14 protein-coding genes are annotated in these 15,828 nt (G+C 69.5%); 7 read left to right on the top strand and 7 right to left on the bottom strand.

Annotated features, from left to right (window positions below; all coding sequences use genetic code 11):
• Positions 1–4: 4 nt before the first annotated feature.
• From creC to ACW5DW_RS04600, 4 genes are all read left to right on the top strand, one after another.
• Entirely contained in the window at positions 5–1,438 is a 1,434-nt protein-coding gene (gene creC, locus ACW5DW_RS04585) for a two-component system sensor histidine kinase CreC (protein ID WP_457017581.1), read from the top strand.
• Between the two features lie 134 nt (positions 1,439–1,572).
• A complete protein-coding gene (creD, locus tag ACW5DW_RS04590) occupies positions 1,573–2,931 on the top strand; it encodes a cell envelope integrity protein CreD (RefSeq protein ID WP_457017582.1) in 1,359 nt (452 codons plus the stop codon).
• A gap of 22 nt (positions 2,932–2,953) precedes the next feature.
• Positions 2,954–3,295 (top strand): hypothetical protein, encoded by a 342-nt coding sequence (locus tag ACW5DW_RS04595; RefSeq protein WP_457017583.1) that lies wholly within the window; start codon positions 2,954–2,956, stop codon positions 3,293–3,295.
• Complete coding sequence (locus ACW5DW_RS04600) at positions 3,292–4,176, top strand: carbon-nitrogen hydrolase family protein (protein WP_457017584.1); 885 nt, start codon at positions 3,292–3,294, stop codon at positions 4,174–4,176. Before ACW5DW_RS04595 ends, ACW5DW_RS04600 begins: the two co-directional genes overlap by 4 nt.
• Positions 4,177–4,211: 35 nt before the next feature.
• Here the strand turns inward: ACW5DW_RS04600 and ACW5DW_RS04605 are convergent, their stop codons facing one another.
• The 7 genes from ACW5DW_RS04605 to ACW5DW_RS04635 all read right to left on the bottom strand — a co-directional run bounded on the left by ACW5DW_RS04605 (position 4,212) and on the right by ACW5DW_RS04635 (position 13,585).
• The gene (locus ACW5DW_RS04605; RefSeq protein ID WP_457017585.1) at positions 4,212–4,751 is read right to left on the bottom strand and encodes a phosphatase PAP2 family protein; all 540 of its coding nucleotides are present in this window, start codon (positions 4,749–4,751) and stop codon (positions 4,212–4,214) included.
• Complete coding sequence (locus ACW5DW_RS04610; RefSeq protein ID WP_457017586.1) at positions 4,729–5,877, bottom strand: glycosyltransferase family 4 protein; 1,149 nt, start codon at positions 5,875–5,877, stop codon at positions 4,729–4,731. The genes ACW5DW_RS04605 and ACW5DW_RS04610 overlap by 23 nt, the downstream gene beginning before the upstream one ends.
• A gap of 135 nt (positions 5,878–6,012) precedes the next feature.
• Positions 6,013–7,548 carry an exopolyphosphatase gene (ppx, locus tag ACW5DW_RS04615; RefSeq protein WP_457017587.1) on the bottom strand — a complete coding sequence of 512 codons (1,536 nt, stop codon included), beginning with the start codon at positions 7,546–7,548 and terminating at the stop codon, positions 6,013–6,015.
• On the bottom strand, positions 7,548–9,611 hold the full coding sequence (gene ppk1 / locus ACW5DW_RS04620) for a polyphosphate kinase 1 (RefSeq protein ID WP_457018406.1): 2,064 nt from the start codon (positions 9,609–9,611) through the stop codon (positions 7,548–7,550). Before ppk1 ends, ppx begins: the two co-directional genes overlap by 1 nt.
• Before the next feature lie 77 nt (positions 9,612–9,688).
• Positions 9,689–11,014 (bottom strand): phosphate regulon sensor histidine kinase PhoR, encoded by a 1,326-nt coding sequence (gene phoR / locus ACW5DW_RS04625; protein WP_457017588.1) that lies wholly within the window; start codon positions 11,012–11,014, stop codon positions 9,689–9,691.
• Positions 11,015–11,145: 131 nt separating this feature from the next.
• On the bottom strand, positions 11,146–11,835 hold the full coding sequence (gene phoB / locus ACW5DW_RS04630) for a phosphate regulon transcriptional regulator PhoB (RefSeq protein ID WP_457017589.1): 690 nt from the start codon (positions 11,833–11,835) through the stop codon (positions 11,146–11,148).
• Positions 11,836–11,923: 88 nt separating this feature from the next.
• The gene (locus tag ACW5DW_RS04635) at positions 11,924–13,585 is read right to left on the bottom strand and encodes a M48 family metalloprotease (RefSeq protein WP_457017590.1); all 1,662 of its coding nucleotides are present in this window, start codon (positions 13,583–13,585) and stop codon (positions 11,924–11,926) included.
• Positions 13,586–13,759: 174 nt separating this feature from the next.
• Here ACW5DW_RS04635 and grxC point away from each other — a divergent pair, with 174 nt between their 5' ends.
• From grxC to ACW5DW_RS04650, 3 genes are all read left to right on the top strand, one after another.
• Positions 13,760–14,044 carry a glutaredoxin 3 gene (grxC, locus tag ACW5DW_RS04640; protein ID WP_457017591.1) on the top strand — a complete coding sequence of 95 codons (285 nt, stop codon included), beginning with the start codon at positions 13,760–13,762 and terminating at the stop codon, positions 14,042–14,044.
• 105 nt (positions 14,045–14,149) lie between these two features.
• A complete protein-coding gene (locus ACW5DW_RS04645) occupies positions 14,150–14,539 on the top strand; it encodes a carboxymuconolactone decarboxylase family protein (protein WP_457017592.1) in 390 nt (129 codons plus the stop codon).
• A gap of 131 nt (positions 14,540–14,670) precedes the next feature.
• Entirely contained in the window at positions 14,671–15,678 is a 1,008-nt protein-coding gene (locus tag ACW5DW_RS04650) for an isocitrate dehydrogenase (protein WP_457017593.1), read from the top strand.
• Positions 15,679–15,828: the final 150 nt, after the last annotated feature.

Here is a 15,828-nt window from a genome sequence, read left to right on the forward strand (position 1 = left end):
CGCCGTGAAGATCGGCCTGCGCATCCTGCTCGGCTATTTCGTGATCGTCGCGGTTGCCGGATTCCTGCTGATGCGCGTGTTCGTGCAGGAGGTCAAGCCGGGCGTGCGCCAGGCGATGGAGGACACGCTGGCCGACACCGCCAACGTGCTGGCCGAGTTGGCCACCGACGACATGCTCGCCGGGCGCATCGCCGACGGCCACTTCGCCGCGCGCATCGCCCGGCTGCGTGAGCGCGAACTGGGCGCGAAGATCTGGGACTTCGACAAGGCCGGCGTGAGCTACCGCATCACCGTCACCGATGCGGCCGGCATCGTCGTGTTCGATTCGGCCGGGCGCGACCTGGGCCGCGACAACTCGCGCTGGAACGATGTCCACCGCACGCTGCGCGGCCAGTACGGCGCGCGCTCCACGCGCAGCGATCCGGACGATGAGTCCTCCTCGGTGATGTATGTGGCCGCGCCGATCCGCGACGGTGGGCGCGTGCTCGGCGTGCTCACGGTGTCCAAGCCGAATCAGACGATCGAGCCCTTCATCCAGCGCAGCGAGCGCATCGTGCGGCGCTGGGGCCTGGTGCTGCTGGGCGTGGCGCTGACCATCGGCCTGTTCATGGCCTGGTGGCTGTCGCGCCAGCTTGGCGGCCTGCAGCGCTACGCGCGCGCGGTGACCGAGGGCGAGCGCGCCACGCTGCCGCGCTCGGCCGGTGAATTCCGCGACCTCGGCCTGGCGCTGGAAACCATGCGCGACCGGCTCGAGGGCAAGCAATACGTGGAAAACTACGTGCACAGCCTCACCCACGAGCTGAAATCGCCGCTGACCGCGATCCGCGGTGCGGCCGAACTGCTCGAACGCCCCCTGCCCGAGGCCGACCGCGTCCATTTCGCCGGCACGATCCGGGAACAGGGCGAGCGCATGACCCGGACCATCGACATGCTGCTGGCCCTGGCGGCCGTCGAGCACCGGCAGCGGATCGATGCGCCCGAAGCAGTGGGCCTGCCTGCGCTGCTGGCCGAAGTCGCCGCCGACGCCGCCATGCGCGCCGGCGAGGCTGGCGTCCGCATCGAGACAGGTGACGACGAGGCGCTGCCGCCGCTGCACGGTGATCGCTTCCTGCTGCGCCAGATGCTGGGCAACCTGCTCGACAACGCCATCGACTTTTCGCCGCGTGGCGGGGTGGTGACGCTCTCCGCCCGCGTGGACGGCGCACGCCTGCATATCGAGGTGGCCGACCAGGGTGGTGGCATACCCGACTACGCGGCCGGCCGCGTGTTCGAGCGGTTCTATTCGCTGCCGCGTCCCGGCACCGGTGCGCGCAGCAGCGGCCTGGGGCTGGGCTTCGTGCGCGAAGTCGCCGCGCTCCACGGCGGCGAGGCGGACCTGCGCAACCACCCCGAAGGCGGCGCGATCGCCAGCGTGAGCCTGCCCCTCGCCGGAGGTTGATTCCGCGTCGGCAGTCGCCGTCTTTCGTCCGCCCGCAGCAAGATCACCACTTCACTCCCGCTTCACCGTCCCGCCATCCTCTCCCCGCACGTCGCGCGCATCGTGGCGCCCTGTTCCTTCGAGGAGGTGGTGCAATGCGACTGTGGCTGAAGATCTTGATGGTGGCGGGCATGACCCTGGCGATCCTGGTACCGCTGATGCTGATCCGCGGCACGATCCAGGAGCGACAGGCCTACCGGCACGAAGTGGTGCGCGACATCGCCGCCAACTTCGGTGGACGCCAGGTGTTTGGCGGGCCGGTACTGTTGGTGCCCTATGTCGACACGGTCGAGGAGGATGTCGTCCACGGCGAAGGCGACGTGCGCAGGGTTGTCCAGCGCAAGCCGGGCACTTGGACGTTCTTTCCCGAATCGCTCTCCATCGACGGCACGCTGCAGCCGGACACGCGGCGGCGCGGGCTGCACGAGGTGCGGGTCTACCAGTGGGACGGCGTGGCGCTGGCCAGGTTCGACGTGCGGCTGCCGCCGCCCGAGAGCGCCGCCACGAGCCGCGAGGTTGGCCGCCCCTGGTTGAGCTACGGCATCGCCGACGTGCGCGGCCTGCGCGGCACGCCGCAGCTGCAGGTGGGTGGTCGCGCGATGACGCCGCTGCAGGGCATCGGCCACGGCGACGGTCCCGGCCTGCACGTACGCCTGGATGCGCCCGGCGACGACGGCCGCATCGTGCTGGACACGCGCATCGAACTGCAGCTGCGCGGCACCGAGACCTTCGCGATGATGCCCTACGGCCGCAGCAACGACCTGCGCCTGGCCTCGTCGTGGCGGCATCCCAAGTTCGAAGGCGTCTCGCCGCAGCACGACATCGACGGCAGTGGCTTCCGCGCGCGCTGGCAGGTGGCATCGGTGGCGAGCAACGCGCAGCGCCGCTACCTGCAGGATCCCGCGCTCACGGTTCCGGAGCGATTCCGCGAAGCCGCGGCCGACCTGCCGTGGTCGCCCCAGCCCGATGGCGTCAGCGTATCGCTGGTCGACCCGGTCAACCCCTACCTGCAGGCCGAGCGCGCGACCAAGTACGGGCTGCTGTTCGTGTTGCTGACCTTCGTCGGCTTCTTCATGTTCGAGCTGCTCAAGCGGCTGCCGATCCATCCGATCCAGTACGCGCTGGTCGGCCTGGCGATCGCGCTCTTCTTCCTGCTGCTGGTGAGCCTGAGCGAGCACGTGGCCTTCGGCCTGGCCTACCTGTGCGCAACCGTCGCCTGCATCGGGCTGATCGCGTTCTACTTGGCCGCCGTGCTGCGCAGCACTGCGCGCGGGCTGGGTTTTGCGGCGATGCTTGCGGCGCTGTACGCCGCGCTCTATGGCCTGCTGGTGTCGGAGGACAACGCGCTGGTGCTGGGCGCTGGGCTGCTGTTCCTGATCCTGGCCGCGATCATGGTGGCCACGCGCAAGGTGGACTGGTACCAGCTGTCCTCGCGCACGACGACGCCGGGCTGAGGTGCAGCGCTAGAATCCGCGGATGCACGAGGCGTCTTCCATCACCATCCGCAGCCTGACCGGCAGCGACGCGCGGCGGCATCTGGACGATGTCGCCGCGCTGCGCATCGCAGTCTTCGACCATCGCGAGGCGCATGCGCGCCGACTCGGCGGCTTCGGATGGACGGCCTTCGCCGCGGTCGAGCGCGGGCCACAGGATCCGCGCCGCCCGGAGGGCCACCGCGGCCATGAGGTGCTGTGGACGGCCCGCGGCTACACGCGCAGGCCGGAGCTCGGGATGCAGCTCGACTGGGCGGAAGCCGGTGTCGGCGAGTGCTCGCACGCGCTGCGCTTCTGGCTGCGTCCGCTGGAGCAGGCGGCATGAAGGTCGCAGCCGCGAAGTATGCGATCCAGGCGCCGCCAAGCTTCGACGCGTTTGCCGAGCGCCAGCGGCGCCTGCTCGAGGGCGTCGCCGTGCAGGGCGCGGATATCGCGGTGCTGCCGGAGTACCTGTCGCTGGAGCTGGCCTCGACCCTGGCCGCCGACGTGGCGGGCGAGTTGCGCGCATCGCTGGCGGCGATCCAGCGCTATCGCGAAGCATGGTTGGCGCTGTTCGCGGCCATCGCGCGCGACACCGGCATGATCATCGCCGCGGGCACCTTCCTGCTCGACCTTGGCAACGGCCGCTACCGCAACCGCGCCGATCTGTTCCTGCCCGGCGGCGGCCACGCGTGGCAGGACAAGCTGCAGCTGACCGGCTTCGAAAAGTCCACCGGCCTGATTGACGGCGGTGATGCGCTCAAGGTCTTCGACGCGGGTGGTGCGAGGCTGGGCCTGGCTGTCTGCTACGACATCGAATTCCCACTTCCGGTGCGCGCGCAGTACGAGGCCGGCGCGCGACTGCTGCTGGTGCCCAGCTGCACCGATACCGCAGCAGGCGCGACGCGGGTGCGCGTGGGCGGCCTGGCGCGCGCGCTGGAGAACCGCTGCTTCGTCGCGCACGCGGTCACCGCCGGCGACGCGCCGTGGCATCCGGCGCTGGACGTGAACACGGGCGAGGCCGCGATCTACGCACCGATGGACGCAGGGTTTCCCGCCGACGGCGTGCTGGCGAGCACCCGTGACGGTGGGCAATGGGCGATCTCCGATATCGACCTCGCCGCGCTGGAGGCATCGCGCGACCACGCGCAGGTGGCCAACGACCGCGACTGGCGCGGGCAGTCCCTGCCTGCACTCACCACGGCGCGGGTCGAAGACCCGACATAGGGTGCGTCAGGCGTCGCCGCTTGGTGATGCCGCTGCTAGATCATCGACCCGAGCCACAGCGACAGCGCGGCCAGCGCGCCACCGATGGCGGTGGCCGCCATGACGTCGCTGGGATAGTGCAGCCCCAGCACGACGCGCGACGCGCCCACGCCCACGGTGAAGGGCACCAGCAGCCATGCCAGCGCGGGGTAGTAGGCCAGGGCCACGACGGTGAACGCCACCGCGTGCAGGGTGTGGCCGGACGGAAAGCTGAATTCGTCGAGCGGCGCGACCCAGGCGTGGATGCGGCCGTCGGCGGCAAACGGACGCGGGCGCCTGGTCCAGCGCTTGAGCGTCTTGTACAGGCTCAGCGCGACGGCGCCGGTCGCCGCCAGATGGGCGCTGGCGGCCAGTCCGTCCAGACCATCGGCCACGATCATCCCGGCCATCAGCAGGTACCAGAACACGCCGTCGCCGAGCCGGCTGATCACGGCGAAACAGAAGCGGATGTCGCGCCTGGCGCCGGCGCGGTTGGCGCGCAGGCACCAGCCCGAATCGCTTTGCGACCACCAGTTAGGCTGCGGCGCTGCCGACATGTGCGTTCTCCCGGTTGCAAAGCCCAGCCAGCACGGCATCGAAGTCGGCCGCCACCTGCCGTGGCGACAGCCCCAGCATGGCGGCGCGCGCGGCGCGGCCCATGGAATGCAGGGTGTCCGTGTCAGTGCCCAGGCGCAGCACCGCTGCGAGGAATGCCTGTTCATCGCCGGAGGTGATTGCTGCGCCGTGTACGCCGTCGCACAGGTGCTCGCGCGCCGCGCCATAGTCGTAGGCGACCACCGGTACGCCGCTGGCCATCGATTCAAGGGTGACATTGCCGAAGGTCTCGCTGCGGCTCGGGAACACGAACAGGTCGGCGCTGGCGAACAGCCGCGCCAGCTCCTCGCCACGCAGCACGCCGGTGAAGATGCAGTCCGGGTTCTCGCGCTGCAGCCGCTCGCGCAGGGGACCATCCCCAACCCAGACCATGCGTGCGTCGGGTCGCCGCGCCTGCAGCATGCGCAACGCACGCAGCGCCAGCGGCAGGTTCTTCTCCGCGGCAAGCCTGCCAACGTGGATCAGCAGCGGCGCGTCGGGAGCCACGCCGAACCCGGCGCGCACGGCCTCGCTGCGCTTTGCGGGATCGAACAGCTGCGTGTCCACCGCGCGCGACAGCAGGCGCACGTGCCGGAAGCCGCTGCCGCGCAGCGCCACCTCGAGTTCGTGCGTCGGTACCAGGGTGGCATCGGCGCGATTGTGGAAGCGGCGCATCCAGCCCAGCGCCACCGGCTGCAGCCACGGCATCCGATAGTCGCGCATGTATTCGTCAAAGCGGGTGTGGAAGCCGGTCGCGACCGGGATGCCAAGACGTCCTGCCGCGCGCAGGGCCGACCAGCCGAGCGGACCTTCGGTGGCGATGTAGATCGCGTCCGGCGTGGCGCGGCGCCAGATCCGGCCCAGCAGGCTCGCCGCCGGCAGGCCGGCACGCAGGCCCGGGTAGCGCGGCAGCCCGAAGCCGGGCACGAGGGTATGGTCGGGCGGCGCGGGGCTGGCGCCTTGCTGGCGCGGACGTACCAGCGAAACCCGGTGCCCGCGTGCGCGCAGCCCGTTTTCCAGCGACTGCACGGTCAGCGCCACGCCGTTGACCTCGGGCGGGTACGTTTCGGTGACGATGGCGTAATGCATGCGGCCTCCGCGTTTGGCCCATGCTGCCGTGCCCGCATGAAGCCCGGATGGCGTGCGGATGACCGTGCGGTGACGGTGCCGGCGGGGCAAGGGGACGCGTGACGGATACCGCCTCGCGGGATCGGGAGCAGCGGGCTATTCCGCCGCGATCTCGAGCTCGATCCCCAGCGGCGCGATGTCCGCCGGCTCACCCTCCAGGTCGGCGCGCAGGAGCGGGCGCATCTCCAGCCAGCGGCGGTCCATGCGCAGCGTGAGATGCGCTCCCGCCACGTCCAGGTCCAGCCGCGGGATCTCGTCTGCGTCGCGGCCGCGGTGCAGCAGCGCGGCGATGCGCAGCAGGGCCGCAGTGCGGCGCGCGGCGTCGAGCAGGCGGTCGGGCAGCGGGTCAAAGGCGGATTTCGGAACGCGGCGCCGGTGCGTGCGCACGAGCGCGGCGAGGAACTGCTGCTCCTGGCGCGAGAAGCCGGCGATGTCGGAGTGTTCGATCATGTAGGCGCCGTGCACCTGGTACTGGCTGTGCGCGATGACCAGGCCCACCTCGTGCAGTCGCGCCGCCCAGGCCAGCATCAGCAGGTCGTCGGGATCGAGATTCCAGGCGGGCGCAGCCTGTTCGAACAGGCGGATCGCTGTGGTTTCCACGCGCGCGGCCTGGGCCACGTCGATGCCGTAGCGGTGGGTCAGGGCGAGGATCGATGCCTCGCGCGGATCGTGTTCGCTGCCGCGGCCGAGCATGTCGTACAGCACGCCCTCGCGCATCGCCGCCTTGCTCACCGCCATGCGCGTCAGGCCAAGGGCCGCGAAAGCGGCCTCCAGCACCAGGATCCCGCCGGTGATGATCGGGCGCCGGTCCGCGGACAGGCCGGGCAGCTTGATCCGGTCGATATGGTCGGCCTGCAGCAGACGGTCGCGCACCTGCGGCAGCGCTTCGGCGGTGACCGCGCCCTTGGTGAGCTTCATCGCCGCGCAGATGTCGCCGATCGCCTTGTTGGTGCCCGATGCGCCGATCGCCTCGTTCCAGCCCAGCGCGCGGTAGGCATTGGCGAACTGCTGGAACTCCGAGCCGACCTCGATCACCGCCTCGCGCCACCTGTTCTTCGACAGCTTGCCGTTGCCGAAGAAGCGGCGTGTGGTGGCGATGCAGCCGACCTGGAGGCTCTCGCGTTCGACGGCCTGGAATCCGCGGCCGATGATGCACTCGGTCGAGCCGCCGCCGATGTCGATCACCAGGCGCAGGCTGCCGGGCCGGGGCCGCTGTGCGTGCGCGACGCCCAGGTAGATCAGGCGGGCCTCCTCGCGACCGGAGATGACTTCGATACTGTGGCCCAGCGCCGTTTCCGCTGGCACCAGGAACGATTGCGGCGACGCGAGCAGGCGCACGGTGTTGGTCGCCAGCGCGCGCACCCGCTGCGGCGGGATGTCGCGGATGCGCTGCCCGAACCGCGCCAGGCAGGCAAGCGCGCGTTGGCGCACCTCGGCCGACAGCCCGCCCTTGCCGTCCAGGCCTTCGGCCAGGCGCACGGTTTCGCGAAGACGGTCGACGATGCGCAGCTGGCCCAGCGTGAACGTCGCGACGACCATGTGGAAGCTGTTGGAGCCCAGGTCGATCGCGGCCAGCACGTCGCCATCGCGCAATGGCGATGTCAATGAACCGGCACGGGCAAGCGCATCCATCATCCGCAGAGTCTGTCCAGCAGGAAAGTCTGCGCCGAGTGGGGCAGGGCGTCGTCGTCGGGCGCAAGCTTGCGGTAAACGCCGTCCTCGTGCAATTCCCATGCGTTGAGGTTGTCGGCCAGGTAGTTGTCGAGAACCTCCTCCTTGACCCGCGCGGCGAGCGCCGGATCGAGGATCGGGAAGCAGGTCTCCACGCGTCGCAGCAGGTTGCGCTCCAGCCAATCGGCGCTGGAGCACAGCAGGTCCGGCTCGCCGTCGTTTCCGAACCAGTACACGCGATGGTGCTCGAGGAAGCGCCCCACGATCGAGCGCACGCGGATGTTCTCGGACACCCCCGGCACGCCGGGGCGCAGGGAACAGGCACTGCGCACGATCAGGTCGATCGACACGCCCGCCTGCGATGCGGCGTACAGCGCGCGCATCACCTGCGGTTCGTTGAGCGCATTCATCTTGGCGATGATCCGGCCCGGACGTCCCGCCTGCGCATGCGCGATCTCGCGCTCGATGCGGTCGAGTATCCCCGGGTGCAGGGTGAACGGCGATTGCAGCATGCGTTTGAGGCTGATCGCAGGCGCCAGTCCCGACAGCTGCTGGAAGATCTGGTGCACGTCATTGCCGATGTCGGCATCGGCGGTGATCAGCCCGATGTCGGTGTACACGCGCGCCGTGCCCGAGTGGTAGTTGCCGGTCCCCAGGTGCATGTAGCGGCGCAGTTTGCGGCCTTCGCGACGCACGACCAGCAGCATCTTGGCGTGGGTCTTGAAGCCGACCACGCCGTACACCACCTGCACGCCTGCCTCCTGCAGTCGATCCGCCAGGCCGAGGTTGGCCTCTTCGTCGAAGCGCGCGCGCAACTCGACCACCACGGTGACGTCCTTGCCGTTGCGTGCGGCCTGGACCAAGTGCTCGACGATGGGCGAGTCGGCGCCTGTGCGGTACAGCGTCTGCTTGATCGCCAGCACGTTCGGGTCTTCGGCCGCCTGCTTGATCAGCTCCAGCACAGGAGAGAAGGCGTCGAAGGGATGGTGCAGCAGTACGTCGCCGCCGGCGACCAGGTCGAATATCGCGTCGCTGTGCCGAAGTGCGCGCGGCTGGAACGGCGTGAACTTCAGGTCGGGGCGCTGCACCAGGTCGTACACCTGGATCACGCGGTTGAGGTTGACCGGCCCGTCGATCCGGTACACCGCGTTCTCGGGAAGATCGAAGTTCCGCAGCAGGGTGCGCACGATCGGCTGCGGGCAGTTGGCCGCGATCTCCAGTCGCATCGCGCGCAGGTAGCCGCGACCCACCAGTTCGTCGCGCAGCGCCAGGGCCAGGTCATCGACCTCGTCCTCGTCGACAATCAGCTCCGAGTTGCGGGTGACGCGGAACTGGTAGGCGCCCTTGACCTCCATGCCCGGGAACAGCTCGTGCACGAACTCCGACAGCACCGCCGACAGGAACACGAAGTCGTTCTCGCCGGAGACCTTCTCGGGCAGCTGGATGATCCGCGGCAGCGAGCGCGGCGCGCGCACGATGGCGAGGTTGCCGACACGGCCGTACGCGTCCTTGCCCTTGAGCACGACCACCAGGTTGAGCGACTTGTTGAGGATCTTCGGGAACGGATGCGCCGGATCCAGCCCCAGCGGCGACAGCACCGGCATGATCTCGTCGCGGAAGTAGGCGCGCAGCCAGCGGGTCTGGCGTGCACTCCAGTGTCCGCGCCCGAGCACGCGCACGCCGCTGTCGGCGAGCGCCGGACGCAGCACCTCGTTCCAGCACCTGTACTGCGCATCGACCAACTCGGCCGCGCGATCGTGGATGCGCTTGAGCACCGTCGCAGGTGCCAGGCCGTCGGGGGGCGTGGGCACCGTGCCGAAGTCCTGCGCATGGCGCACGGTGGCAGCGCGGATCTCGAAGAACTCGTCGAGGTTGGTGCAGGAAATGCACAGGTAGCGCAACCGCTCCAGCAAAGGAACCGATTCGTCCAGGGCCTGCGCCAGCACCCGGAAATTGAAATCCAGCTGCGACAGCTCGCGGTTGAAGTACAGCGAAGGATCGCGCAGTGGATCGGCTCCGGCCAGCTCGCCTGGAGGAGACGCGACCGGCTTGGAAGGACTTTTGCGTGGCTTGCGCGGCTGGGCCGCCTGGCCTGATCGGGTCACGGGGCTACTCCGGAATGGGCGCCGTCGCGCGCCAGCACGCGCTCGGGGCCGAAGTGACAGGAAAACACGCTGCCGCGCCCGACCTCGCTGGTGATCTCCAGCCGTGCCTGGTGCAGGTTCAGTATGTGCTTGACGATGGCCAGGCCCAGGCCGGTGCCGCCGGATTCGCGCGATCGGCTGGTCGACACCCGGTAGAAGCGCTCGGTCAGGCGCGGCAGATGCGCGGCCGGGATTCCGTAGCCGCTGTCGCGCACCGACAGCACCGCGCCGCCGCGGTCGCGCTCGAAACCGATGGCGATGGTCCCGCCCGCCGGGGTATAGCGCACGGCATTGCTCACCAGGTTGGAGAACGCGCTGTGCAGCTCGCGGGTGGAACCGTCCAGGTCGACCCCCGCGCTGTCGTCGATGCTCACCTGGTGCTGTCCGTGGCTGAGGGCCATGGCCTCGCGGCGCAGCGTGGAGAGCATCGAGCCCATCGCTACCGGTTCGCTCTCGATGCCGTCCTGGGCTTCGAGCCGGGACAGGGTGAGCAGGTCTTCCACCAGCTGGGTCATGCGCTGCGACTGCTGCCGCATTTCGTCAAGCATCGGCGCCCAGTCCGGATGCTCCTCCGGGTCGAGCATGTCCAGGTAGCCGTGCACCACGGTCAGCGGCGTGCGCAACTCGTGCGAGACGTTGGCCACGAAGTCGCGGCGCATCTGCTCCAGCCGCATCATCTTGGTCACGTCGCGCGCAATCACCAGCCACAGCTCGTCCGAATAGGGGATCAGTCGCAGGGTCAGGCGGGTATCGGACGCAGCGGGCGAGGGCACGTCGAGCAGCGGCTCGGCATTGCGCCCGGACGCGAGCCAGTGCGAGATCCGCAGCGGTCCCAGGCGTTCGCCCAGCGGCTGGCCGATGTCGACCGGATGGCGCAGCCCGAGCAGGCGCGTGGCCGCTTCGTTGAACCACTGCACGCGCTGGCTGTTGCGCTCGACCACGATCACCGCATCGGGCAGCGCCGCGGCGATCGCGCGGTAGGCGCGCAACATCGCGACCAGGCGACGCTTGCGCGCGCGCATGCCCTCCTGGTTCGCGCGCAACTGGCGCTCGAGTTCGTTCCAGACCCCTTCGCCGCGGGCTTCGGGCTGGCGCTGCCGCGACCCGAGCCGGACCAGCAGCCGCCGCAGCCGCCAGTAATGCCAGGCCACCACGCCCAGCGCCGCGATCGCCAGCGCCAGGCCGACCTGTCCAAGCGCCAACCCCGCCAGCAGCGCAGCCACCAGCACCAGGCCAAGCTGGCCAAGTGTGCGGATCCACGCGGAACGGGCGTTGGGGGGCATGGGGGAAGGCGGCCGTCGGGAATGGTGGGGCTGGAAGTCTGTCATCCCCAGCGTAGCCGGGGGATCAGCCCGCCGGCACGCCGGGTGGGCCCGGCTGGATCACCCGCTGCGCGCGGGCTGGGCGCGAGTGCTTATACCGACGCCGAGAACCGGTACCCCGCGCCGCGCACGGTCTGCACCATGCCGTCGAGTCCAGAGGGTTCCAGCGTCTTGCGCAGTCGCCGGATGTGCACATCGACCGTGCGTTCCTCGACGTAGACGCTGCCGCCCCAGACGTGGTCCAGCAACTGCGAGCGGCCGTAGACGCGCTCGGGATGGGTCATGAAGAAGTGCAGCAGGCGGTATTCGGTCGGGCCGATGCTCACCGGCGCATCATTGGCGTACACGCGGTGCGCGGCGCCGTCGATGCGCAGGCCGCCGATGCTGACGCTGCCGTCCTCGTCGTCGTCGCGGGAGCGGCGCATCACCGCACGGATCCGCGCCAGCAGTTCGCGCGCCGAGAACGGCTTGACCACGTAGTCGTCGACGCCGGCCTCAAGCCCGCCGACACGGTCGTTCTCCTCGCCGCGCGCGGTGAGCATGATGATCGGCACCTCGCGGGTCAGCGTGTCCTTGCGCCAGCGCCGCGCCAGCTCCAGGCCGCTGGTGCCGGGCAGCATCCAGTCGAGCAGGATCAGGTCGGGCACCTTGTCGGCAATGGCCGCCTGCGCCTCGCGCGCGTCGCCGGCATGGGCCGGTTCGAAATCGCCCTTGCGCAGGGCAAAGGCGACCATCTCGCGGATCGCGGGTTCATCGTCGACGATCAGGATGCGTTTCTGCACGTCCAGTCCTGCAAGCGAGCCACAACGGCCGATGCAGGCATTAGACGACAGTTTTGTGACATAACCATGACACCGGCTCGCCCGCGGTTCAGCGGCGGCGGTTGTTGAGGTCCGGATCGCGGATGCCCTGGCGGCGCAGTTCGAGCACCACCGGCGTGATGTGGGCAATGCGCGCGTCGATCCGCGCCCGCGCGTAGTAGTCCAGGTCCTCGCGCTTCTTGAGCGTGTCCAGCTGGACCAGGGCCTGCTCCTCGCGACCGCTGAGGAAGGCAGCTTCGGCCCATGCTTCACCCGCGCGGACCGGGTCGCCGGCGATCTCGCTGGCGCGGGCGAAGGTGCGCTGGAAGGCCGGGTCGTCGCCGCTGGAGTTGGTCAGCGGCCGCAGCACCGCTTGCGCGCGACGCCCCGCCTCGGCCGTGTTGCGCGCCACCAGCACGTCGGCGTAGGACAGCGCCACCGCCGGGTTGCGCGGCATGCGTTCGAGCAGCGTCTCGAAGCGGCGGTCGGCGGCCGCGGCGCGACCGGCATGGGCGTCGGCCTCGGCCAGGCCGAGCGTGATCCACAGGTCGCCTGGATAGCGCTCCAGCAGTTCGGCGAAGCCGGTCGCGGCCTGGTCGCCGCGCCCGGCGCGCAGGTGTGCGACAGACAACCCATAGCGCTGCGCGTCGTCGAGCGGAGCGGCGCGCGCGATGCCGTCGTATTCGCGCACCGCGGCCTCGGCGGTGTTGGCGCTGAGCACGCGCAGGCGCTCGCGCGCCCAGCCGAATTCACGGCTCTCGCCGGCGTCCAGGCCAACGGCCATGCTAAGGGTCGAGGGCAGCAGCGGGTTGTCGCTGACGCGCAGGCTGTCGGGCACGCTCACGCCGTCGATCCGCACGCGCTGCGTGCGCGTGGCATCTGGCGTCGAGACCGACCCGGTCACGATGTTGCCGGCCAGCCGCTCGGCGCGATCCTTGGCCTCGCTGATGCGGGTGGTGGTGACCGGGTGGGTCTTGAGGTAGTCGGGCAGCCGCTCGCGCTCGCCGCCCTGGTTGGTGCGCGACACCGCCTGCATGCGCTCGAACATGCTGGCCATCGCCTCGGGCTCGTAACCACCGCGGGCGAGGGTGCGGATGCCGATGCGGTCGGCCTCGGACTCGTTGGAGCGGGTGTAGTTGATCTGGCGCTGCGCGGCGAAGCCCTGCGCGCTGGCGATCGCCGCCATCGCCGCGTCGTCCGAGGAGTTGCCGCCGGCCGACTGCGCGATCGCGATCGCGCCCAGCATCGCCAGCAGGATCGGAATGCTGTCGCGCTGGGCGCGCTCCACGCTCCGCAATACATGCGCCTGGGTGACGTGGGCGATCTCGTGGCCGAGCACTGCGGCCACTTCGTCCTCCTGTTCGGCGGCCAGCACCAGCCCCGCGTTCATGCCGATATAACCGCCCAGCGTGGCGAAGGCATTGATGCTGCGGTCCTTCATCATGAAGAAGGTGAAGCGCTGTTCCGGGTCGTCGCTGACCGCGGCCAGCCGGTTGCCGGTGGACTGCAGCCAGGCTTCGGTCAGGGGATCCTCGAGGATGTAGCCGTAGTGGCGCAGCTGGGCCAGCATCATCCGGCCATATTCGGCCTGCTGCACCGGGCCGAGCAGGCTGCCGGCGGACGAGCCGATGTCCGGCAGGCGGTTTTCCTGCGCATGCGCGCCGGCCGCGCCCACCAGTACCAGCAGGGCGGTGGTCAGCAGCGTGCAGAAGCGGGCGAGGCAAGGGCGCATGTGGCTCCGGGGGTGGCTGGGTCGAGGCGGCTGCGCACGCGTCAAGCATGCCGGGGCGCCCCTGCGGGGGAGTGAATCCGATGTTAATCGTTTGCAGCGTTCCGCCTGCGGCGGTGGAAAAACATGGCGGGCGGACCCACCATTCGACCCATTCCAGCGATACAAGGTTCCCTCATGGCCGATGAACCCACTCCAGCGCACGCGCAGCCGCCGATCATCATCTACACCAGCGCGATCTGTGGGTACTGCGTGGCCGCCAAGAACTTCCTGCGCAGCCGTGGCCTGCAGTGGGACGAGGTGCGCATCGACCTGGATCCGGTCGAGCGCGAACGCATGGTCGCGCGCACGCGCCGCACCTCGGTGCCGCAGATCTTCGTCGGCGACGTGCACGTGGGCGGCTACGACGAGATGATGGCGCTGCATCGCCAAGGCAAGCTCGAGCCGCTGCTCGGCGGCTGAGGCCAGGCGACTTTCCCAGTGGGACGCGGCCGTTCGAACCGCGAGAGCGGTGAGCCCCGGCCGTCTGGCTCCCGGCGATTTTCCGAAACAATCAAGGCAGGGCACATGAGCGAAGCAGACCGCGGCGAGGAGTTCACCGCATTCCGCAAACGCATGAACGAGCGCATCCTCGCCGAGCCCAATCAGGTCGTGCGGCGCTTTTTCGCGCTCGACACCCAGACCTACCAGGCCGGGGCGCTCGACGTGAAGACCAAGGAACTGCTGGGTCTGGTCGCCTCCCTGGTCCTGCGCTGCGACGACTGCATCAGCTACCACGTGGCCCAGTGCCACGAGGCGGGTGCCAGCCGCGAAGAGCTGTTCGAGACGTTTTCGGTCGGCCTGGTGGTGGGCGGCAGCATCGTCATCCCGCACCTGCGCCGGGCGGTGGATTTCCTCGACAGGCTCGAGCAGGGCGGGGCTGACGCACCGGCCGCGCACGATCATTCGCAGGCCTGAAAGCGCCCGCTGCCTGCGGGCGCGACGATGGTCGGCTTGGGGCTAAGCCCGGCTTTCGGGCATAATTTCATATTGAACCAATTTCCACGCCGCGCCTTCCGCGCGGCGTCTTTCGCATGGATATCCCCCACATGACCCAGACAATCACGGTCATCCGCGGCGACGGCATCGGCCCGGAGATCATGGACGCCACCCTGCACGTGCTTGACGCGATGGACGTCGGCCTGCGCTACGAGGAGGCCGACGCCGGCCTGGTCGCGCTGGAGAAGCACGGCGAGTTGCTGCCGCAGGCGACCATGGATTCGATCCGCCGCAACAAGATCGCGCTCAAGAGCCCGCTGACCACGCCGGTGGGCGAGGGCTTCAGCTCGATCAACGTCGAGCTGCGCAAGCGCTTCGACCTGTACGCCAACGTGCGTCCGGCCAAGTCGTTCCCGAACACCAAGTCGCGCTTCCCCAGCGGCGTGGACGTGATCACGGTGCGCGAGAACACCGAAGGCGCCTACATCGGCGAAGGCCAGTCGATCACCGAGGACGGCGAGACGGCGACCCTGATGCAGAAGATCACCCGCAAGGGCTCCGAGCGCATCGTCCGCTATGCCTTCGAGCTGGCGCAGAACACGGGCCGCAAGAAGATCACCGTGGTGCACAAGGCCAACATCCTCAAGAGCACGTCGGGCCTGTTCCTGAAGGTGGCGCGCGAGGTGGCGGCGCAGTACCCGCAGATTGAATGCAACGAGATGATCGTCGACAACACCTGCATGCAGCTGGTGATGCGGCCGGAGCAGTTCGACATCATCGTCACCACCAACCTGTTCGGCGACATCATCTCCGACCTGTGCGCCGGCCTGGTCGGCGGCCTGGGCCTGTGCCCGGGCGCGAACATCGGCAAGGACGCGGCGATCTTCGAGGCCGTGCACGGCACCGCGCCGGACATCGCCGGCCAGGGCAAGGCCAATCCCTGCGCGCTGCTGTTGGGCGCGGGGCAGATGCTCGACCATCTGGGCAAGCCGGATGACGCCACCCGCCTGCGCAACGCCGTGGTGGCCACGCTCGAGGCCAAGGACAGCCTGACCCCGGACCTGGGCGGCAGCGGCAACACCATGTCGTTCGCCAAGGCGATCGCTACGCGGATCTGATCGCGGCGGCCTGCGGTACGGAAAACGGGACGCCTCGGCGTCCCGTTTTCGTTTGTCCTGGAACCTCGAAGCGTCGGCTTCGGATGGGCCGCAGCGCCCCGGGCAGAGGTGACGCACCGCTCGGGCAGACGTCCCTGTCCGCACTCGCGA

The sequence above is a fragment of the Luteimonas sp. A482 genome (assembly GCF_054072655.1).